Genomic DNA, 20,808 nt, shown 5'->3' with positions numbered 1-20,808 from the left:
GAGTCCGGCGCAGAGCAGAGCCGTGAGTATCCACACGATCAACGTCGCTTCCATCAGCGATCACCGCCCCGCTGATCCAACTCTTCGAGCGTCTGGAGGACTTGGCGCCCGTGATCGGCTGCGGACTCCGCATGCGTGATCACCAGCGTCAGGAAGTACTTGACCGTCGCCCGGTCCCACAGGGCGGTCAGCAGCGAGTCACATCCGGCGAGGACGCGTAGGTCACGCATCATCGCTTTCACGGCTTCGTCGTCTCGGAGCGCCACCAGTCCTCACCGCCCTTCTCGCGTGCGAGGACGAAGTTCGCCATCTTCAGGGCTTCCTCCGTGTCCTGCGCCAGCCGTCCCAGCGAGAGCAGGCGAGTGCTGCGGTCCATGGGCGTGGCGTCGATGATGTAGGCGATGGTCGCCAGGTTCATCAGGCGGTCGTGCAGGGCCTGCCAGTCCCAGTCAGGAGCTAAGCCGTCCGAGGCCATCAGGCCTCACCCCCCGAAGACTTGGCCCGCCCCGCAGGTACGGCGCCGGTCGTGGCCGGTGCTCCCTGGGGCGTGATCTCGGAAGCCCGAAACGATGTCCCCTTCCGGCCCTCGATCTCCCACGCCACGGCCACCAGGTCGACGACGTTCACCCGCATACCTTCAGCGATGCCGTGCGGCTCGCTGGGAACGGCGACTTCGATCACGTCCGCACGCCGGTTGTCGCGCTGGCGGACGGAGATGCCGACGACGTAGATCACGTTGCCATCGCGATCCTTCCGGACTTCTCCTGTCTCCTGATTGACTCTCGGTTCGGGCGGGACGACGCACATCAGGGCGCCCAGTCTCCGCACATCAACCGGGATGTTCTGCATAGGCACTCATGCCTTTCAGGTCGATCCCCAGAGCTTCGCGATATTTGCAATCGCGCACTTATTCTGATGAGTGCGAGCATGGCTGATCGCGTCTTGATTGGCAAGCACTTAAGCTGACGAGTGTGGAGCAGACGTGCCCTAAAGTGCTCGGCAGCACGCTGGCTCACGCACCGCCGCAGGGAGATCAGAGCATGCCTGGAGACATCGTCCGGCCGAGCGCCATGTACAAACAGTTGGCTGATCGACTTGCGGAAGCAATCGCCGCAGGCGAGTACGGACCCGGCAGCATGCTCCCCAGCGAGACGCAGCTCATGGAGCGCTACCAGGTCTCCCGCCCCACCGTGCGCTCAGCCATCGCCGAACTGCGCTCCATGGGCTTGGTGGAGAGCCAGCACGGCAAGGGATCATTCGTGCGCACGCACGGGCTTCCCGCCGCCGTCATTAAGCGCACGATCAGCCGCAGCAGCAAGGGGTTCGCCCTCGGGTGGCCCGGCGAAGAGGCGGAGTTGCCCGCCGTCACCCGGGGCGAGGCAACAGGGATCACGGCCACACTCCTGGACCGCGATGAGGCAGACGTGTTCATCACAGACCGCCTTCTCAAAGATCCCGCGACGGGAGCACGCGCTACCCACCGGACCGTGATCCCCTTCGACGTCGCCGAGCAGCTCCCAACGCTGGCCAAGCACCCCGACGCCGAACCGGCCGACATCTACACCGCGCTGACCGCAGCCGGACACACCCTCTCCTGGACCGAGACCGTCACCGCACGCAACGCACTCCCCGACGAACGCGCCGATCTTGACCTGACCGACGGCAGCCCGATCCTGATTACCTACCGCGTGACCACCACCGAGGACGGCCGCCCGCTCATCCTCGAAGAGCTCCGAGTCAGCGCCGACACCGCGCAACTCGCCTTCCACATCACCGTGAAATAACCCGCCGCACGCACGCCGAAGCTGATCGGTCTAACTCCCCTCTACTTACTCAAGGGCGCGCCTACGGCGCGCCGGACGGCCGGGCGCTCCGGCCGGGCTGCGGCGTGGCCGCCGGTCCCGTCCGGGCACCCACCGCCCGACACCCACCACCCCTGAGCAGCAGAAAAGCCCCGCCAGCTTCAGCCGGCGGAGCCTTCACCGTGCGGTCAGCGAGTACAGATGTCTGCATGCCGACGCGCCTGGAATTTCGCGGGCGAGACCCCCGGAGCGAAGGCGTCCAGGCGACAGCCCGAGCACGTCACCCACTGACGCCCGCCGTCGTCCTCCTCAACGCGCACCGTGCCGCGCCCCTTGGTCCGTAACGGACGCCCGACCGTCTTCCGCCTCATCCGAATACCCCTCCCCGCGCCCAGCGCGCCAACCATCGTGCGCGGCTCAACCCCCGCTTCGCTAGGGGCGGGTGGCTAAAACGCGCCGATCACCACCAAGCGTTCAAGAACAAGCCCGTCTCACGGCTTGCGCCACGAGGCGAATCCCTTCCGGCGTGCCATGGATACGCACCACTCCCTTCCCTTCGCCGTCAGCGTGCGGCGTAAGCCGGATGTCCTCCCAGCTCAACCCCAGTTCTGCGAGAGCCTCATACAACTCCTCTGCCGCATCACGGGCCGTGGCCCACGCCCGGACGCAGTCGACACCCCGCACCCGTGCCGCCGATTCAGCATCACGCGCACCCGAGGAACTTTCCGCAGTCATGGTGAACACCCCTCACCCATCCAGCACACTGGCCTCACGTACATATTGCGGACGCAAACAGCCGACCCGCAGTTGCACCCTGATCGATTCGAAACGACCCTGCCTGACCGGTACTTCAAGAAGCTCCCAGACGAGTCGCATCCCCCTTCCCGGGCGGAAAGAGGGACGCGAAGTTTGCGATGGTCATCGGGGGCGCCTCCCGACGACTTCCGGCCCTACTTCAGATAGGCCTTGTACACGTACCCGAACGTCTGACGCGGGAGCCCGCTCTTGCTGCGCTGAGTGAGCACGACCCCGACCCAATTCGGGTTGTAGTCCGAGGCGAACACCTCGCGGATGAACACGCGATCACCCCGGTACAGCAGCCCCTTGATGTAGCCGTGGTACCCGGGCTTGGAACGAAGCCTCAGCCCGTTGACCGCCACGCCCTTGGTCGAACCAGCCGTCACAGCTTGCCGGGCCGAGCCTGCCTCGGGAGCTGCCGACGCAGCCGAGGCCCCCACCCCGACGAATCCGACCAACGTCGCGACGACAGCGGCCAACCACACCGCCAGCTTTCGTGGAATGCGGATCTTTCTCATGCATTGCCTTCCGGCTCGCAGGGTGATGAGTCCGCCAGGTGCGAACTCATCCTGATGAGTAGCGAGCATGCATGTTTGCGATAGGGAACGTCAAGAGGCTTGCGTTGACCGCTTTCGCGCAGGCCGGCGCCGCCTGCCAGGTGGCTCAGTTCGCAGACGGGAAAGATGCAGGCAACGGCGCAGTAGTACCGCGTTAGCGGCAGAGGGCAGCAGGAACCTCACACAGGTGCGGCTCGGCCCCATACCCTGGCTCTGTTGGCCTGTTCAGAGAGGGGCACGGCTGTGTCGTCTGAAGGTGCTACACCGGACCCGTACGCCGATCCGCTGGTGTTCGGCCAGCGCCTACAGATCCTGCGTACCCGCAAGGGCATAACCCGTGATCAACTGGGCGGACTGGTTGGCAAGTCCGGCTCATGGGTGAAGGGCATCGAAACAGGACGCTTGAAGGTGCCCAAGCTGGAGATGATCCTGCGCATCGCAGAGCTGCTGCGCGTCAGAGATCTTTCGGACCTCACGGGTAATCAGTCCGTACACGTCGAGTTGTTCACCGGCCCCGGCCATCCCCGACTCGCGGCGGTCAAGGCCGCAGTCGACGCGTTCCCTCTGACCATCGAGCGCGAAGCACCCCCGACCGAACACCTTCAAGCCCGGCTCATCCGGGCTTGGAAGGCAAGGCACTCAGCACCGAACCACCGCGAGGTGATCGGCGCGTTGCTGCCGAACCTGATCTCTGACGCTCAACTCGCTGTACGCCAGGCCGAGGCCGCGCCGGACCGCAGGGCGGCCCAAGCCCTGCTTGCCGAGGTCTACTCGCTCTGTCAGTTCTTCGTGGCCTACCAACCGGACGCTGCGCTGTTGTGGCGTGTCGCCGAGCGAGGGCTGATCGCGGCGCAAGAGTCAGAGGATCCGCATGCCATCGGGATGGCCGCCTGGCTAACCGCTCAGGCGCACCGCGACGCAGGCCCGGCGCAGTTCGACGCTGCCGACGCGGTCACCCTGGAGACACTGGCCTACCTTGGGCCGCTGTTGCCCGATGCGTCAGCCGATGTTCTTGCGATCGCGGGAGCGCTCACCTTCGAAGCCGGTTACACCGCAGCCCGACGGGCGCAGACAGGCACCGCATGGCGCTACTGGGACCAGGCGCACGACTTGGCCGCGCGCCTCCCCGAGGGCTACTACCACCCCGTCACGTCGTTTTCTCTCGCCATCATGGGTGCCCACGCAGTCACTGTCGCCGTGGAGCTCCGTCAGGGCGGTGAGTCCGTACGACAGGCCGCGCGTGCTGACACCATCGCCATTCCGTCGAGGCCGCGCCGGGCGCGGCACCGCATTGAGGAAGCTCGCGGCTACCACCTCGACGGGCAACCCGATGTCGCACTCGCCACGCTGGAGAAGGCGCACGAGGCCGCCCCGGAGACGATCAAGTACAACGGGTACGCGAAGCGGATCGTCCTCGAAGAGGCCGAGGCGAGAGTTCCGGCCCGCCGCCGCCGTGCCTCCGAACTGGCAGTGAAGATCGGCATGTTGGCTGCGTAACCGTAGGGGCACAATCTGTGCCCCTACACCCTGCGCACTGCTCCTACGGTCGAGGCCCACGAAGACCCCGGCGACCGCTCGCGACGGCCCCGGGGCGCGGCCAACGCTGAATAGGAGCGCCGACATGGCAGAGCCTACGGTCCCCGGGGTTCACCCCACATCCCCAACTGGTCCAGCTTCCTGCGGGACAGTCTCCGAGTGGCTGGCCTCCGCCCATCCATTGCCGAGCGCGGTGCGGAACGAGTGGAGCAGCGTCGCGCAGCTCGCGCTGATCCCCCTCGGTCGGACCTTCGACGCAGTCCGCCTCCCCGGCGCGATTGTCCACGCCGCCGCCCAGAGCAACGAGCCGTGCACCATCGACGCCTGCCTCGCCAAGTACGTCTGTGGCCCGGTCATCCACGACCCCGGGGGGCGCCGCTATTACGCCCTGGTGCCGCCCGGCACCGCCCTGGAATGGACAGCTCAGGGCACCAAATGCCTGAGTCAGGGGACCTACCTAGGCGTGCCGCGTGCCGACCACACGGAGCTGAACGAGCGGACATGGGCTTCCTACTGGTCGGTGCCGATGCCCCGACCAGGACACCTGTGCAACCCCCTGGATGTGCTGTCCCTTGTGACCGTGGGCCACGGCTTCGCCGACAAGGACGAGACGTGAGCACGCCCGCGACGGAGGACCTGTCGCTGTCGGCGGAATGCACGCTCGCCGAGCGCCCCGAGTACAGCCAGCTACACGGCGACTGCCGCCAGACCAAGAACATCCCGCTTCCCGGCTTCAGCGGCATCCTGCTCCAGCGGCGCTGCGACTGCTCCTGCCACTGGCCCAGCAAGCCGAGCGACTGATCCCTCGCCCCGCCCGGGGCCCCATGGCGACCGCAGGGTCAGGGTCGCAAAGACTCCCGCTCGTTCTGGCTGCGAAGCCGACAGCCCCGGTCGGATCACACAAGATCCGACCGGGGCCACTTGCTGTCACAACAGTCCGAGAACCGGTCGGCTCCGAGACTTTAAGGTCCGGCGATCAGCGGGGCCCCTCCAGGAGCAAGGCAGGGGGCCCGGTGGAACCCAAGACACGGTGAAGCCACCCGGCCCCACCTCGCCGCGAGCTTACGGGCCCCCTGCCATGCTCCTGCCCCGCAGACCACCAGACCTCAAACTCTCTCCGCCAACCTCCCGTCGCCGCAGGCCCAGCCGCCGTGATCAGACCGAAAACCCCAGGTCAGGCAGGTTTTCGGGTGTATCCAGCGGGTACATTGTCTTTAGAGGAAGTCGCCGTCCGGCGCTTGAGGACAAGGCCACACCGTCCCGAGGAGGGCTCCGCCTCTCAACCCCGGTCCAGGCAATCTCAGCCCGCCCTGTGTTCGAGGACGAGGCCCCTTAAGGGCCGACGGGGGTCTGGGGGCGCAGCCCCCAGGGAGCGGGGTCGAAGGGGCGGCAGCCCCTGGGGATGGGAATGGGTAAGGGCGGCGGGGGCGAAAGAATCCTCGCCGCGCCCACCGCCCACCGAACCCCTAAAGCGACGGCGCCCCATGCGGCCCGTACGGCCCCTGCTGCGGATACGGCTCAGGATCCCGCGGCCCGAACAGCGCCGTGAGCCCCAGATGCACCACCAGCGCCGCCAGCGGCCACGCCAGCCACGCCCCCTTCGCCGACAGCTTCAGCGGCGCCGAGAAGGTGACCCCCTTGCCCACGGACTTCGCATGGGCGATCACATCCTGCGCGGGCCCGAGCCAGATCCCGACCCGCCAGGCCAGCAGCGACCCGAGGAACCCCCCGACACCCAACGCCACGACCAGCGGCACACCACCGCGCCGCCGCACCAGGAACACCACGAGCGCACTGACAAGACCGAACGCCAGCCCCAGCAGAGTGAACGTTCCGTCGACCCCGATCGCCTGCTCCCCCTCGCTGTCCCCGAGGTAGACGACCCAGTTGCCGTCGACGACGTCCCCGACGAGCGGCACATGCGGAGCCAGCCACCACCACAGCACGCCGAGCAGCACCCCGGTGACCGCCGTGGCGACCGCGACCACGACGGCTTCGATCACCTCGGTCCTCATACCGGGGCCGCCGTACACGGCCTCGTGGGACACGGGAGTCACGTACCCGGCGGCAGGCGACTGCCACGCGGCGTGCGGGGACTGTTCGTGCGGCGGCGGAGGCGGCGTCAACGGTGCGGTCACCCTGACATCGTGCCAGGCGCGTCTGTGCGGCGCGTCACCGGACGGCCGCCCGACGGTACGCCCAGGTGGCGACGGCCAGCGAAACGACCCCCACGCCCCCGCACACGGCGAGGTCACCGAGCACGAACGCCCAGTCGGGATCCGGTCCGAACGTCCGCGCGAACGCCTCCACGCCGTATGTCGACGGCAGCAGATCCCGCAGGAACCGCACCGCCTCCGGCATCCGGTCGGCCGGCAGCACTCCGAGCAGCAGCGCCGCGGACATGCCCAACTGCCCCAGCACCGTGGCCAGTTCCGGCCGCGGCGCGAGCAGTCCGAAGGCCGCCCCCAGCCCCGCGAGGGCCGCACCCGCGAGCGGGATCACGGCGACGAGCACCCACAGATGCGCGAGCGGCAGCCCGAACAGCACACACCCGAACACCGCGGTCACCACGGTCCCCGGCACGGTGAAGGAGGCGTACGCCCCCGCCGCCCCGAGCACCACGGCGGCCGGCGGCACCGGCAGCGTGGCGTAGTGGTCGAGCCCACCGCTGGCCCGCAGCTGCCCGAAGTACTGCGCGAGCAGGTTCAGCGCGACGAACGCCACGACGAGCACCGACGAGCCCGCGACCACGGCCTGCGCCTCGGCGCCGCCGTCCACGACCCCGCGCATGAGGACCATGATCCCGACCGACTGGAAGGTCGCCACGAACAGCAGCGGAATGCGCGCCACCCGCGCACGGGACAGCTGCGCCCGGTACACGGCCACGAGCGACGGCCACAGCCGCGCACGCGGCCCGAGCTCGGCCGCGTCGCGGGCCGTCTCCTGGACGGCCCGGGCGCTGCCCGGCAGAACCTCGGCGGGTACGACACTCACGTGGCGCTGCTCCCTTTCACAAACGGGTTCACTCCGGCGTTCGTCCTGTTCCGTACGGATGCTACGGCCCGCGTACTCAAGCCCGGCTCAAGGTGCCGCATCACGCTCACGCCTTCACCAGCCCCTGCTGAGCCGCCCCGCCGAGCGCCAGGTAGACGTCCTCCAGGCTGGGCGTGGCCAGAGTGAAGTCGTCGAGGGCGGCGAAAGCCGCTCCGCCGGTGACAGTGGCGACGACCGCCCGCGCCTCCTCGGGCGCGAGCCGCAGCGTCCAGCGGCGCCCGGAGGCGACGGCCCGGTCCTGGAGCGCGGCGACCTCGGGGACGTGCAGCGGAGCGGCCTCGCGCCACACGAGGTCGACCCGGACCTCCCCGGCGACCTGCTCCTTGAGCCCGACGGGGGTGTCGCAGGCGATCACCTTGCCCTGGTCGAGGACGGCGACCCGGTCGAGGACGGTCTCGGCCTCGATGACGTTGTGGGTGACAAGCAGCACGGTCGTCCCGCGCTCGGCCCGCCGCCGGTCCACGGCGGACCACACGGCCCGCCGCGCCACGGGGTCCATCGCGGTGGTCGGCTCGTCGAGGACCAGCAGCGGCCGCTCCCCGACCAGCGCGGCGGCGAGGCACGCCAGCCGCCGCTGCCCACCGGAGAGCTTGCTGATGGCCCGTCCGGCGAGCGGGGTGAGCCCCAGTTCGTCGAGTACGGCGTCCCGCTCGGCCCGCGCCGCCCGCGCGTCCAGGCCGCGCAGCCGCCCGGTGGTCTCGGCGGCGAGCGAGACGGTCAGTTCGTCCAGGGCGGTGGACTCCTGGCCGAGATAGGCGAGGATCCGCGCGGCCCGCTCCGGGTGCCGCACGATGTCGTGGCCGAGGATCTCGACGCTGCCCCGGTCGGGCCGCATCAGCCCGGTGAGCTGCCGTACGAGGGTGGACTTGCCGGCGCCGTTGGGCCCGAGGAGTCCGAAGATCTCGCCGCGCCGGATGTCGAGGCGCACATCGTCGGTGGCACGGACCTCGGGCGTCGCGGGAACCCCACGCCGGCCGCGTACCGCCGGATAGGTCTTGGTCAGCCCGCGCACCGCGCACACGACATCGTCACCGTGCCGAAGTGCCTGTGCCGCGCGCGTACTCACAAGGGACGAGGGTACGGGGTCGGGAAGCTCCGCTCGCCCTCGGGGGCGGCGTATGTGCCGATTCACTCCCCCGCGGGCGCGTGTTCGGCGGCGGTCCGTACGTCGATCTCGCGCCAGAACCCGGCACGGATGGCGTAGCGGTCGTGCTCGTCGATCTGGTCGTCCTTGTGGGCGAGCAGCCCGAACCGGGCGGCGTAGCGCAGCAGCTCACCGTCGATCCGGTGGGGGACGCGCGGGTACATGCCCGAGAGCTTCTGCAGATGGCTCTGGTCGCCCAGCCGCTCCATCCAGCGCCGCGCGAAGACCTGCCCCACCTCGTAGGGATCGCCGCCGACCGTGGTGATGTCCTCCTCGCGGTCCGCCCACCGCTGCTCGGCGGTGGTCAGCTGGGCGAGGGTGGGCATCGAGGCGACCTCGGGCGGCTCGGCGACGGTGCCGGGGCGGTCGACCCAGCCCTTGTCGGAGGACCAGCGCAGGGTCGCGTTCGCGGGGTGCGGCGGCTGGGCGCCGGGGCCGCGCAGGGCGGCCAGGTCCTTGGGGGTGGGCACGCCCTTGGGCGCGGGCACCCGCTCCTGGGTGCCGTTCTCCGAGGCGGCGGCCGGGGCGTGCTCGCTCTCGTCGGCGGCCCGCTCGGCCGCCGCGGCGAGCGCGGAGTCGGGCAGCGGCGCGGACAGGATCGCGGCGATCTCGGGCCGCGGTACGGGCGGCGGCGCGCAGATCCCGCCGAGCTCCTTGGCGCGTACGGCCTTGGTGATCCAGGTACGGTCCAGGACGCGTCGTTCGTCGGCCTCGGCGACCAGGTCCTCGGACTGGTTGTAGTCCCCGTCGGCGGCCTGGACGGCCCACAGGTGTACGGCGACGCCGTGCTCCTTGGCGGCCATCATGCCCGGCAGCAGATCGCCGTCGCCGGTGACGAGGACGATGTCGGAGCAGGCGCGGTTGCGGGCCAGCTCGGTGAGCTCGGCGTGCATGGCCGCGTCGACGCCCTTCTGGGCCCAGCGTCCGTCGCTGCGGGTCAGGGCGCCCAGCCGGACGGTGACCCGGGGCATCACCCGCAGCCTGCGGTGCTCGGGCTGCGGGACGCGGTCGGGGGCGCCGTCGAACCAGTAGATGCGCAGCAGGGGCCGTTCGGTGTCCGACTCGGCGCGCTCGCGCAGGCCCTGGATGAGGGCGGGGTGATCGACGGTGATCCGGGATCGTGAGGGTTCCCCGGCAAGGAGGGAGGCGGCGGCGCCCAGCAGATACCCGGCGTCCACCAGGACGATGCAGCGGTCCACGCGACTCACCCTCTTCCGAGGCGGTTTACTTCGGGCTTCCTTCGAGTCTGCCCGACCGCGCGGAGGTTAACGGCCGGAACTCGATCTTCGGCGTGGCGTTTCGGAGCATCGCGGGGCGACAAGGCCTGTCACAGACGGTAATTATCCGAAATGCGTTCTTTGTCAGCCTATGTGAGTCTGGTCCCGGCCCTGGCCCCTAGATCCCCCTCAGGAGGCAGATCACCATGGCCAAGAACAAGAACCGTGACCGCAAGCAGCCGCAGTCCGAGCGTGGTCAGCAGCAGGCCCAGCAGTCCTCGATGGAGGCGCAGGCCGAGCAGCGCATGACCCAGGTGACTCCGGGTGACATGGCCCGCAAGGGCAAGCAGAAGCGCTTCGGTCACAACTGACATCTTCATAACGGGTTGTTGAGACCCAGGCACACAGAGAGGGCGTACCCGGCTGACGGGTACGCCCTCTCGACCTGTCCTAGCCCGCCAGGCAGGACGGGCCGAGCAGCACCTTCAGGTCGCCGAAGAGCGCCGGGTCCGGCTTCACCCGGTGCCGGTCCAGGCGCAGGACCGTGGTCCTGGTCGGGCCCTGGAGCTTGATGCGGACCTCGCTCTCGCCCTTGTGGTGGGTGAGGATCTCGCCGAGGCGGCTGATCATCGGCGGGGTGACCCGGGTCGCCGGGATGGTGAGGATCACGGGCGCGTTGGTGCCCGCGTTCGACAGGTCGGGGACCTGGAGTTCCATCGCCACCAGCCGGGGCACGTCCTCGCGCTTGTCGAGGCGGCCCTTGACGAACACCACGGCGTCCTCGACGAGTTGGGTCGAGACGAGCTGGTAGGTCGCCGGGAAGAACATGCACTCGATGGAACCGGCGAGGTCCTCGACGGTGGCGATCGCCCAGGCGTTGCCCTGCTTGGTCATCTTGCGCTGGAGGCCCGAGATGATGCCACCGATGGTGACGACCGCGCCGTCCGCGTGCTCACCTCCGGTGAGCTGGGCGATGCCCGCGTCGGCCTTGTCGGACAGCACGTGCTCCAGGCCGAAGAGCGGGTGGTCGGAGACGTACAGACCGAGCATCTCCCGCTCCTGGGCGAGCAGATAGGCCTTGTCCCACTCGTCGGTGGTGAACTCCACGTCGAGTCCGAAGCCGGGCTCGCTGGTCTCCTCCTCGCCCATCCCGCCGAAGAGGTCGAACTGGCCCTCGGCCTCCTTGCGCTTGACCTGCACGACGTTGTCGATCATCGGCTCGAAGTGCGCGGTGAGGCCCTTGCGGGTGTGCCCCATCGTGTCGAACGCGCCCGCCTTGATCAGCGACTCCGTGGTGCGCTTGTTGCAGGCGACCGCCTCGACCTTGTCGAGGTAGTCGGGGAAGGAGGCGTACTTCCCCTTGGCCTTGCGGCTCCTGATGATCGACTCGACCACGTTCGTGCCGACGTTGCGCACCGCTTCGAGGCCGAAGAGGATCACGTCGTCGCCCTGGGCGGCGAAGTTGTGCACCGACTCGTTCACGTTCGGCGGGAGCACCTTGATGCCCATGCGCCGGCACTCGTTGAGGTAGACGGCCGACTTGTCCTTGTCGTCCTTGACGGAGGTCAGCAGTCCCGCCATGTACTCGGCGGGGTGGTTGGCCTTGAGGAAGGCGGTCCAGTAAGAGACCAGGCCGTACGCGGCGGAGTGCGCCTTGTTGAACGCGTAGCCGGCGAAGGGGACCAGGACGTCCCACAGGGCCTGGATGGCCTCGTCGCTGTAGCCGTTCTTCTTGGCGCCGGCCTGGAAGATGGTGAAGTTCTTCGCCAGTTCGTCGGGCTTCTTCTTGCCCATCACGCGGCGCAGGATGTCGGCCTCGCCCAGCGAGTACCCGGCGATGATCTGGGCGGCCTTCTGCACCTGCTCCTGGTAGACGATCAAACCGTAGGTGACCGCGAGGACCTCTTCGAGGGGCTCCTCCAGCTCCTTGTGGATCGGGGTGATCTCCTGGAGCTTGTTCTTGCGCAGGGCGTAGTTGGTGTGCGAGTCCATGCCCATCGGGCCGGGACGGTAGAGCGCCGAGACGGCGGAGATGTCTTCGAAGTTGTCGGGCTTCATCAGGCGCAGCAGCGAGCGCATGGGGCCGCCGTCGAACTGGAAGACGCCGAGGGTCTCACCGCGCTGGAGCAGTTCGAAGGTCTTGGGGTCGTCGAGCGGCAGGGCCAGCAGGTCGAGGTCGATGCCCTTGTTGGACTTCACCATCTTGACGGCGTCGTCCATGATCGTCAGGTTGCGCAGGCCGAGGAAGTCCATCTTCAGCAGGCCCAGCGACTCGCACTGCGGGTAGTCCCACTGCGTGATGGTCACGCCGTCCGTGTGCCGCACCCAGATCGGGGCGTGGTCGACGATGGGCTCGCTGGACATGATGACGCCGGCGGCGTGCACGCCCATCTGCCGGACCAGGCCCTCGACGCCCTTGGCGGTGTCGATGACCTTCTTCACGTCCGGCTCGTTCTCGTACATCGAGCGGATCTCGCCGGCCTCGCTGTAGCGCGGGTGCGAGGGGTCGGTGATGCCGTTGAGGTCGATGCCCTTGCCGAGGACGTCGGCGGGCATGGCCTTGGTGAGCCGGTCGCCCATGGCGTACGGGTAGCCCAGCACGCGCGCGGAGTCCTTGATGGCGTTCTTCGCCTTGATCTTGCCGTAGGTGCCGATCATGGCGACCTTGTCGGCGCCGTACTTCTCGGTCACGTACCTGATCACCTCGACGCGCCTGCGCTCGTCGAAGTCGATGTCGACGTCGGGCATGGAGACGCGCTCGGGGTTGAGGAACCGCTCGAAGATCAGTCCGTGCGGGATCGGGTCGAGGTCGGTGATGCCCATGGCGTAGGCGACGATCGAGCCGGCCGCGGAGCCTCGGCCCGGGCCGACCGCGATGCCGTTGTTCTTGGCCCACATGATGAAGTCGGCGACCACGAGGAAGTAGCCCGGGAACCCCATCTGGATGATGACGTCCAGCTCGTACTCGACCTGCTTCTGGCGGTCCTCGGGGATGCCGCCCGGGAAGCGGCGTTCCATGCCGACCCGGACCTCCTCCTTGAACCAGGTGACCTCGGTGTAGCCCTCGGGGATGTCGAACTTCGGCATGAGGTTCTTCGCCTCGAACATGCCGGAGGTGTCGATCTGCTCGGCGACCAGGAGGGTGTTGGCGCAGCCCTGCTGCCAGGCGTCCGAGGAGTCGACGGCGTACATCTCGTCCGTGGACTTCAGGTAGTAGCCGGTGCCGTCGAAGCGGAAGCGGTCCGGGTCGGAGAGGTTCTTGCCGGTCTGGATGCACAGCAGGGCGTCGTGCGCGGTCGCCTCGTGCGCGTACGTGTAGTGCGAGTCGTTGGTGACCAGCGGCGGGATGCCGAGCTTCTTGCCGATGTCGAGGAGGCCGTCGCGGACCCGGCGCTCGATCTCGATGCCGTGGTCCATCAGCTCCAGGAAGTAGCGGTCCTTGCCGAAGATGTCCTGGTACTCGGAGGCCGCCTTCAGCGCTTCGTCGAACTGGCCGAGGCGCAGGCGGGTCTGGAGCTCGCCGGAGGGGCAGCCGGTGGAGGCGATGAGGCCCTCGGACCACTGGGAGATGGTCTCCTTGTCCATCCGGGGCCACTTCTGGAGCCAGCCCTCGGCGTACGCGTCCGAGGAGAGCCGGAAGAGGTTGTGCAGACCGGTCGCGTTGGCCGCCCAGATCGTCTTGTGGGTGTAACCACCCGAACCGGAGACGTCGTCCCGCTTCTGGTGCGGCTGGCCCCACTGGATCTTGCGCTTGTTGCGCCGGGACTCGGGGGCGACATAGGCCTCGATGCCGATGATCGGGGTGACCCCGGCCTTCTTCGCGGTGTGGAAGAAGTCGTACGCCCCGTGGAGGTTGCCGTGGTCGGACATGGCGATATGGGTCATGCCCATCTCGTTGCACGCGTCGAACATGTCCTTGAGCCGCGCGGCACCGTCCAGCAGCGAGTACTGGGTGTGGACGTGCAGGTGCGTGAACGGCGGCTTTGACACGGTTCGGCCTCCATGGAAAACGGTCGGCGACAGGCGGACGGACAGTTCGGGGGACAGCGTCGAAGTCTATGCCTCGGCACTGACACTCCGGGGGCCGCCCCGCGTACCTTCACAGCGAGGGTTTCGCGGGCACTTTCGTCCGGCCCCGCCCGTTGAGACGACAGAAACGCTGTCGTACACATGCACCAGGAGGCACCCAGCGATGTCGGTACCGCAGCTCAACGACGAGCCTCGCGGCGAGGAGATCCTCGCCGTCTTCGACACCGCCTTCGGCGAGCTCCTGGCCGCCGACCCGGCCGCGTTCCGGGTCAAGTTCCGGAAGATGGCGGCCTCGGCTTTCGCGTTCTACCGGGGTACGGCATGCCTCTTCTACAACGACCTCGACTCGGACAAGCGAGGCGGCCCGTACCTGGACGAGCGCACCTCGCGCGTGTGGATCCACGGCGACCTGCACGCCGAGAACTTCGGCACGTACATGGACGCCACCGGCCGGCTGATCTTCAACGTCAACGACTTCGACGAGGCCTACGTCGGCCCCTTCACCTGGGACCTCAAGCGCTTTTCCGCCTCGATCGCCCTCATCGGGTACGCGAAGGCCCTCAGCGACGAGCAGATCACCGAGCTCGTCAAGGTCTACGCGGCCGCCTACCGCGAGCGGATCCACGCCCTGGCCACCGGCGCCAAGAGCGACGAGGTGCCGCCCTTCACCCTGGACACCGCCGAGGGCCCCCTCCTGGACGCCTTGCGCGACGCCCGCTCGCTGACCCGCTTCAGCCTCCTGGACTCGATGACCGAGATCCGCGACTTCGAGCGCCGCTTCGCGCCGGGCGGCGGCTCCATCGAGCTGGACGCGGCCACCCGCTACAAGGTGCTGGCCGCCTTCGACGGCTACCTGGAGACCCTGCCGGAGACCTCGCTGGACCGCCCGGACTCGTACCGGGTGAAGGACGTGGTCGGCCGCCGCGGCATCGGCATCGGCTCGGCCGGTCTGCCGTCGTACAACATCCTTCTGGAGGGCCACAGCGACGCCCTGGAGAACGACGTCGTGATCTACATCAAGCAGGCCCAGACCCCGGCCGTCTCCCGGCACATCACCGACCCGGCGATCCGCGACTACTTCCAGCACGAGGGCCACCGCACGGTGCTCTCACAGCGCGCCCTCCAGCAGCACGCCGACCCGTGGCTGGGCTGGACCGAGCTGGACGGCTCGGGCCAGCTGGTCGCCGAGGTCTCGCCGTACGCCGTCGACCTGGACTGGGGCGACATCGACGACCCGGAGGAGATCGCGGCGGTCGTCGCCGACCTCGGCCGGGCCACCGCCACCATGCACGGGGCGGCCGACGACCAGTCCGGCGAGTCCCTGGTGCCCTTCTCGACCGAGCGGGCCATCGACGCGGCCATCGCGGCCGACGAGGACGGCTTCGCGGACCTCCTGGTCTCCTTCGCCCACGACTACGGGGCACGTGCGCGTACCGACCACCAGATCTTCGTGGACCTGTTCCGCAACGGCCGCATTCCGGGCCTGTAGACCGGATCCCTGTCGGATCCATAACGATGGGGCCGCTCACAGGGACCTTTTAGGGGTCCCTTACAGGGCCGCGTGACAGACTCTCCCCGCTATGGACATATCCGGGACCCGACTGCGAGCGCTGCGCGCGGCGCTGTTCACGGCACTCGTCGTGACACTCAGCACCGCGTCGCACGTGCTGCTGTCCCGGGTCCCGCTGCCACTGAACACGGTGGCGCTCGTCGCGGCCGCCGTGTTCGTCCTCGCCTACGCCCTCGCGGGCCGCGAGCGGAGCTTCGGGCGGATCGCCGCCCTGCTGGTCCCGCTGGAGCTGGCCGCCGACACCGTCTTCACCGCCGGCCAGCACGTCTGTTACGGCGCGGCGGGCGGACCGGTCACCGGTCCGCTGCGCTCGGTCGGCTGGGACGTGTTCTGCGGCGACGGCGGCAGCGTCGGCAGCCCGCTGGCCCGGGTGACGGGCACCGACACCGACCGCCTCGCAGGCGTCCTCGCCCACGCCGACCCGCAGGCCGCCTGGCTGCTGCTCGGCGCGCACATCGGCGTCGGCCTCCTCGCCGCCGCCTGGCTGCGCCGCGGTGAGCAGGCCATGGCCCAGCTGATCGGCGCGGTGACGGCGACGACCTTCCGGCCGCTGCTGCTCGCCGCCGCGGTCCTCAGGGTCCGCCCCGCCCCGGTGCCGGCACGCCCCGCACGTCCCGGTCGCCGTACGGCCGTCGTCCGCGACCGGATCCTCGCGCACTCCCTGGGACGGCGTGGACCGCCGTGCTCGGTCGCTTTCGCCTGACCGAACAGCAGCGAACAGCGGCTGAGCACCACCAGTCCCCCCATGCATCCCGCACACGACGTGTGCGCGTCCCCTTACGGAGATCACCCATGAGCAAGCGGAACAGCCAGGCGTCGAAGACGGCGGCCCGTGAGCGGCTGCGCCAGGAGCGCGAGCGCCAGGCCAAGAAGGACAAGGTCAAGCGGCAGGTCATCGTCGCCTGCTCCCTCGTCGGCGTCCTCGCGATAGCCGGCGGCATCAGCTACGCGGTCGTCCAGGGCAACAAGCCGGACTACTGGGAGGCCGCGAAGGACGACAAGCTCGTCAAGCCGGCCAACACCACGGGCACGAACGGCACGACCGTCACCATCGGCAAGAGCACCGCCAAGAAGACCCTCGTCATGTACGAGGACCCGCGCTGCCCCGTCTGCGCCCAGTTCGAGCAGACCGTCGGCTCGACCGTGGACAAGGACGTCGAGGACGGCAAGTTCAAGGTCCAGTACGTCGGCGCCACCTTCCTCGACGGCAACCTCGGCGGCGAGGGCTCCAAGAACGGCCTCAGCGCGCTCGGCGCGGCGCTGAACGTCAGCCCCGAGGCCTTCCTGGAGTACAAGACCGCGATGTACTCCACGAAGTGGCACCCCGAGGAGACCGACGACAAGCTCAAGGACGACGCCTACCTCATCAAGATCGCGAACACGGTCGACGCCCTGAAGAACAACAAGACGTTCCAGAACGCCGTGAAGAACGGCACCTACGACCGGTGGGCGCTGGAGATGTCCAAGAAGTTCGACGACAGCGGCGTGACCGGCACCCCGACGCTGAAGATGGACGACAAGGCGCTGACCGGTTCCGACGGCAAGAACGCGCCGATGACGGTGGCCGAGTTCAACACGGCGCTCGAGGCGGCTCTGAAGGCCTGACCGCAAGCCTGACCGACCGTCACCCGAAGAGCGAGCGAACTTTTACCAGTTCGCCCGCTCTCGTTAATACCGATCAGTAACCTGATCGGTCGTGACCAGATTCAGAGCATCCGAGCATCTCAATTCGCCGTCACCGCGCCGCCGTACGGTCGTCAAGGCCGCTGCCGCCGGTGTGGTCCTGGCCGGACCACTGGCCGCCGCGATCCCGGCCCGCGCCGCCGCCGAGACCCCCGCCTTCCTGCACGGTCTCGCCTCCGGCGACCCGCTCCCCAACGGCGTCCTGCTGTGGACCCGGGTGACCCCCACCGCCGAGGCGGTACCCGGCTCCGGGCTCGGCCCGGACACCGAGGTCGGCTGGACCGTCGCCAAGGACAAGGCGTTCACCGACGTCGTCGCCCAGGGCACCACGACCGCGACCGCCGCCTCCGACCACACCGTCAAGTCCGACATCCGCGGCCTGGAACCGGCCACCGACTACTGGTTCCGGTTCTCCGCGGGCGGCACCGACTCCCCGGCGGCGCGCACCCGCACCGCGCCGGCGGCGGACGCGTCCGTCACGGGCCTGCGCTTCGGCGTGGTCTCCTGCGCCAACTGGGAGGCCGGCTACTTCTCCTCGTACCGCCATCTCGCGGCCCGCGGCGACCTGGACGCCTGGCTGCACCTGGGCGACTACATCTACGAGTACGGCACCGGCGAGTACGGGACGCGCGACACCGTCGTACGACAGCACGCGCCGACCCACGAGATCCTGTCGCTGGCCGACTACCGCACCCGGCACGGCCGTTACAAGACCGACCCGGACCTCCAGGCGCTGCACGCGGCCGCCCCGGTCGTCGCCATCTGGGACGACCACGAGTTCGCCAACGACGCCTGGTCGGGCGGCGCCGAGAACCACACCGAGGGCACGGAGGGCACCTGGGCCGCGCGCCAGGCCGCCGCCAAGCAGGCCTACTTCGAGTGGATGCCGGTGCGCACCGCGATCGCCGGCACCACCTACCGGCGGCTGCGGTTCGGCAAGCTCGTCGACCTGTCGCTCCTCGACCTGCGCTCGTTCCGCTCGCAGCAGGTGGCCGTCGGCAACGGCTCGGTCGACGACCCGGACCGTACGCTCACCGGCCGCGCCCAGCTCGACTGGCTGAAGGCGGGGCTGAAGTCCTCCGACACCACCTGGCGGCTGGTCGGCAACTCCGTGATGATCTCGCCGTTCGCGATCGGCTCGCTCTCCGCCGACCTCCTCAAGCCGCTCGCCGAGCTCCTCGGCCTCCCGAAGGAGGGGCTCGCCCTCAACACCGACCAGTGGGACGGCTACACGGACGACCGCCGCGAGCTCCTCGCCCATCTGCGCTCCAACGCCATCCGCAACACCGTCTTCCTGACGGGTGACATCCACATGGCGTGGGCCAACGACGTGCCGGTGAACGCCGGGACGTACCCGCTGTCCGCCTCGGCCGCCACGGAGTTCGTCGTCACCTCGGTGACCTCCGACAACCTCGACGACATCCTCAAGGTCCCCGAGGGCACGGTCACCGCGCTCGCGGCGCCGGTCATCCAGCTCGCCAACCGGCACGTCCACTGGGTCGACACGGACCGCCACGGATACGGCGTCCTGGACATCACCGCGGAGCGGGCGCAGATGGACTACTACGTGGTGTCCGACAGGACGAAGGCGAACGCGACCTCGTCCTGGGCCCGTTCGTACCGCACGCGCAGCGGCACACAGAAGGTGGAACGCGTCTACGCCCCGGTCTAGAGGGATTCCAGGAAGCCGAGCGCCACCCGCCAGGTGGCCTCGGCGGCCTCCTCGTCGTAGTCCGGCAGGTCGGGGTCGGTGTAGAGGTGGCCGGCCCCGGCGTATCTGTACACCTCGACGTCCGCGCCGGCCCGGCGCATCTGGAGATACCAGGAGCTCAGCCAGTCGTCGGTCTCGAACTGGTCCGGCTCGGCCACATGCAGCTGGACCGGCAGGTCGTCCACGGAGGCGGTGGCCGCGATGTCCGAGGTGCCGTGCAGAAGCAGCAGCCCGCGCGCCTTGTCGTCACCGAGGGCGAGGGTCTGCGCGACGGAGGCGCCGAACGAGAACCCGGCGTACACCAGGCCCCGCTCCGAGTAGGGCGCGGCGGCCAGCACGGCCCGCTTGAGCAGCTCGTCCTTGCCGATCCGCTCCTTGAACTCCATGCCCTCCTCGACCGTCTCGAACGTACGCCCCTCGAAGAGGTCCGGCGTCCACACCTCGTGCCCGGCGGAGCGCAGCCGGTCGGCGGACTGGCGTACGGCGGGCCTCAGGCCGTAGGTCGAGTGAAAGAGCATGATGTTCATGAGGCCATGGTGCCAGCCGGGTACGACAGTGGCGTTCCGCGCCCGTACCCACAGCGCCGCCGAAGTCACATGTTCATGTCCGCCCCGGGCCGGTTAGGTTCGTGGACATGGAGAACCTACTCCGCCCGCTGATCGTGATCGGTGGCTCGGTGCTGCTCACGCTGATCATCGGCTGGGCCACGGACCTGCTGCTGCGCAAGGCCGACGAGCGGCACAGCGAGACCCCGCTGTGGGGTCTGCTGCGCCGTGGCCGCATCCCCTACCAGCTGGTGATCTGCGCGGCCCTGCTCAGAGCGTCGTACGACGAGGCACGGCTGCTGCGGGAGCACCGGGTCGGCATCGGGCAGGCGCTGACGCTGGTGCTGATCGGGGCGACGGCCTGGCTGGTGATCCGGATCGCGGCCGCGGTCGTCGAGACGACGTACACGCGCTACGCGCGCGCCAGCCGCGACCCCGCCCGGGTCCGTCGGGTGCGCACCCAGGTGACGCTGATCACGCGGGTCGTCGCCGCGGTCGTCGGCGTGGTGGCGGTGGCCGCGATGCTGCTGACGTTCCCGCCGATGCGCGCGGCCGGCGCCTCGCTGCTGGCCTCGGCCGGCATCCTCGGCATCGTCGCCGGTGTCGCGGCGCAGTCCACGCTGAGCAACATGTTCGCGGGGCTCCAGATCGCGTTCGGTGACATGGTGCGCATAGGGGACACGGTCGTCGTGGACGGCGAGTGGGGCACGGTCGAGGAGATCACGCTGACCTTCCTGACCGTGCGGACCTGGGACGAGCGCCGGATCACGATGCCCGTCTCCTACTTCACGTCCAAGCCGTTCGAGAACTGGTCGCGCGGCGGTGCCCAGATGACCGGCATCGTCTACTGGCATCTGGACCACTCGGCGCCGATGGAGGCGATGCGCGAGAAGCTCCGCGACATCCTCCGCGGCTGCCCGGCGTGGGACGGCCGCGCCTGCGACCTGACCGTCACGGACTCCACCCCCAACACCATGCAGGTACGGGCCCTGGTGACCGCCAAGGACGCGGACGACATCTGGAAGGTCCGGGTCACGGTCCGCGAGCACATGATCCAGTGGCTCTCCGAAGAGCACCCCTACGCCCTGCCCCGGTCCCTTATACACATCTGACGCGGCCGCCGAAGAGGAGAAAGGAAATACCGGGGCACGGAGCAGGCACA

General features: G+C 69.0%; 20 protein-coding genes. 10 read left to right on the top strand and 10 right to left on the bottom strand.

The features are described from left to right. Positions 1-53: 53 nt before the first annotated feature. From HLK59_RS32490 to HLK59_RS32480, 3 genes are read right to left on the bottom strand one after another with little or no spacing between them, the layout of a single operon-like run. A complete protein-coding gene (locus HLK59_RS32490; protein ID WP_171145153.1) occupies positions 54-242 on the bottom strand; it encodes a hypothetical protein in 189 nt (62 codons plus the stop codon). Beyond that, positions 239-475 carry a hypothetical protein gene (locus HLK59_RS32485; RefSeq protein ID WP_171145152.1) on the bottom strand — a complete coding sequence of 79 codons (237 nt, stop codon included), beginning with the start codon at positions 473-475 and terminating at the stop codon, positions 239-241. Before HLK59_RS32485 ends, HLK59_RS32490 begins: the two co-directional genes overlap by 4 nt. Continuing rightward, a complete protein-coding gene (locus HLK59_RS32480; protein ID WP_171145151.1) occupies positions 475-849 on the bottom strand; it encodes a hypothetical protein in 375 nt (124 codons plus the stop codon). Before HLK59_RS32480 ends, HLK59_RS32485 begins: the two co-directional genes overlap by 1 nt. Before the next feature lie 191 nt (positions 850-1,040). Between HLK59_RS32480 and HLK59_RS32475 the strand changes: the two genes are divergently transcribed. After that, positions 1,041-1,784: a GntR family transcriptional regulator gene (locus HLK59_RS32475; protein WP_171145150.1), complete on the top strand. Its 744-nt coding sequence runs from the start codon at positions 1,041-1,043 to the stop codon at positions 1,782-1,784. 968 nt (positions 1,785-2,752) lie between these two features. Here HLK59_RS32475 and HLK59_RS32470 read toward each other — a convergent pair. After that, entirely contained in the window at positions 2,753-3,118 is a 366-nt protein-coding gene (locus HLK59_RS32470) for a hypothetical protein (RefSeq protein WP_171145149.1), read from the bottom strand. Between the two features lie 282 nt (positions 3,119-3,400). Between HLK59_RS32470 and HLK59_RS32465 the strand changes: the two genes are divergently transcribed. From HLK59_RS32465 to HLK59_RS32455, 3 genes are all read left to right on the top strand, one after another. Beyond that, positions 3,401-4,654, top strand: a complete 1,254-nt coding sequence (locus HLK59_RS32465; protein ID WP_171145148.1) for a helix-turn-helix transcriptional regulator — start codon at positions 3,401-3,403, stop codon at positions 4,652-4,654. 232 nt (positions 4,655-4,886) lie between these two features. After that, a complete protein-coding gene (locus HLK59_RS32460; RefSeq protein ID WP_171145147.1) occupies positions 4,887-5,309 on the top strand; it encodes a hypothetical protein in 423 nt (140 codons plus the stop codon). After that, entirely contained in the window at positions 5,306-5,494 is a 189-nt protein-coding gene (locus HLK59_RS32455; RefSeq protein ID WP_171145146.1) for a hypothetical protein, read from the top strand. Before HLK59_RS32460 ends, HLK59_RS32455 begins: the two co-directional genes overlap by 4 nt. Positions 5,495-6,159: 665 nt before the next feature. Here HLK59_RS32455 and HLK59_RS32450 read toward each other — a convergent pair. The 4 genes from HLK59_RS32450 to HLK59_RS32435 all read right to left on the bottom strand — a co-directional run bounded on the left by HLK59_RS32450 (position 6,160) and on the right by HLK59_RS32435 (position 10,090). After that, on the bottom strand, positions 6,160-6,831 hold the full coding sequence (locus HLK59_RS32450) for an AAA family ATPase (RefSeq protein WP_171145145.1): 672 nt from the start codon (positions 6,829-6,831) through the stop codon (positions 6,160-6,162). A gap of 34 nt (positions 6,832-6,865) precedes the next feature. Next, on the bottom strand, positions 6,866-7,687 hold the full coding sequence (locus tag HLK59_RS32445) for an ABC transporter permease (RefSeq protein ID WP_171145144.1): 822 nt from the start codon (positions 7,685-7,687) through the stop codon (positions 6,866-6,868). Positions 7,688-7,793: 106 nt separating this feature from the next. Further along, positions 7,794-8,768: an ABC transporter ATP-binding protein gene (locus HLK59_RS32440; RefSeq protein ID WP_171145159.1), complete on the bottom strand. Its 975-nt coding sequence runs from the start codon at positions 8,766-8,768 to the stop codon at positions 7,794-7,796. 107 nt (positions 8,769-8,875) lie between these two features. Continuing rightward, a complete protein-coding gene (locus HLK59_RS32435; RefSeq protein ID WP_171145143.1) occupies positions 8,876-10,090 on the bottom strand; it encodes an NYN domain-containing protein in 1,215 nt (404 codons plus the stop codon). A 224-nt stretch (positions 10,091-10,314) separates the two neighbouring features. Here HLK59_RS32435 and HLK59_RS32430 point away from each other — a divergent pair, with 224 nt between their 5' ends. Further along, the gene (locus tag HLK59_RS32430; protein WP_165951132.1) at positions 10,315-10,479 is read left to right on the top strand and encodes a hypothetical protein; all 165 of its coding nucleotides are present in this window, start codon (positions 10,315-10,317) and stop codon (positions 10,477-10,479) included. Positions 10,480-10,558: 79 nt separating this feature from the next. Here HLK59_RS32430 and dnaE read toward each other — a convergent pair whose 3' ends face one another. Next, positions 10,559-14,098, bottom strand: a complete 3,540-nt coding sequence (gene dnaE / locus HLK59_RS32425; protein WP_171145142.1) for a DNA polymerase III subunit alpha — start codon at positions 14,096-14,098, stop codon at positions 10,559-10,561. Positions 14,099-14,300: 202 nt separating this feature from the next. Between dnaE and HLK59_RS32420 the strand changes: the two genes are divergently transcribed. The 4 genes from HLK59_RS32420 to HLK59_RS32405 all read left to right on the top strand — a co-directional run bounded on the left by HLK59_RS32420 (position 14,301) and on the right by HLK59_RS32405 (position 19,062). Continuing rightward, positions 14,301-15,626, top strand: a complete 1,326-nt coding sequence (locus tag HLK59_RS32420; RefSeq protein ID WP_171145141.1) for a DUF2252 domain-containing protein — start codon at positions 14,301-14,303, stop codon at positions 15,624-15,626. Between the two features lie 91 nt (positions 15,627-15,717). Then, complete coding sequence (locus HLK59_RS32415; RefSeq protein WP_171145140.1) at positions 15,718-16,410, top strand: hypothetical protein; 693 nt, start codon at positions 15,718-15,720, stop codon at positions 16,408-16,410. Between the two features lie 89 nt (positions 16,411-16,499). Beyond that, complete coding sequence (locus HLK59_RS32410) at positions 16,500-17,312, top strand: thioredoxin domain-containing protein (protein WP_171145139.1); 813 nt, start codon at positions 16,500-16,502, stop codon at positions 17,310-17,312. A gap of 91 nt (positions 17,313-17,403) precedes the next feature. Beyond that, positions 17,404-19,062, top strand: a complete 1,659-nt coding sequence (locus tag HLK59_RS32405; protein ID WP_171145138.1) for an alkaline phosphatase D family protein — start codon at positions 17,404-17,406, stop codon at positions 19,060-19,062. Here HLK59_RS32405 and HLK59_RS32400 read toward each other — a convergent pair. Continuing rightward, complete coding sequence (locus HLK59_RS32400) at positions 19,059-19,628, bottom strand: dienelactone hydrolase family protein (protein WP_171145137.1); 570 nt, start codon at positions 19,626-19,628, stop codon at positions 19,059-19,061. The two genes, HLK59_RS32405 and HLK59_RS32400, sit on opposite strands and share 4 nt — an antisense overlap. A 107-nt stretch (positions 19,629-19,735) precedes the next feature. Here HLK59_RS32400 and HLK59_RS32395 point away from each other — a divergent pair, with 107 nt between their 5' ends. After that, on the top strand, positions 19,736-20,758 hold the full coding sequence (locus tag HLK59_RS32395; RefSeq protein ID WP_171145136.1) for a mechanosensitive ion channel domain-containing protein: 1,023 nt from the start codon (positions 19,736-19,738) through the stop codon (positions 20,756-20,758). The last annotated feature ends 50 nt before the right edge of the window (positions 20,759-20,808 follow it).

It is taken from the genome of Streptomyces sp. S3(2020), assembly GCF_013044505.1.
In the GTDB taxonomy this organism is placed as follows: Bacteria; Actinomycetota; Actinomycetes; order Streptomycetales; family Streptomycetaceae; genus Streptomyces.
Note: the sequence above shows the minus strand (reverse complement) of the source record. Positions and strands in the feature narration are given on the sequence as shown.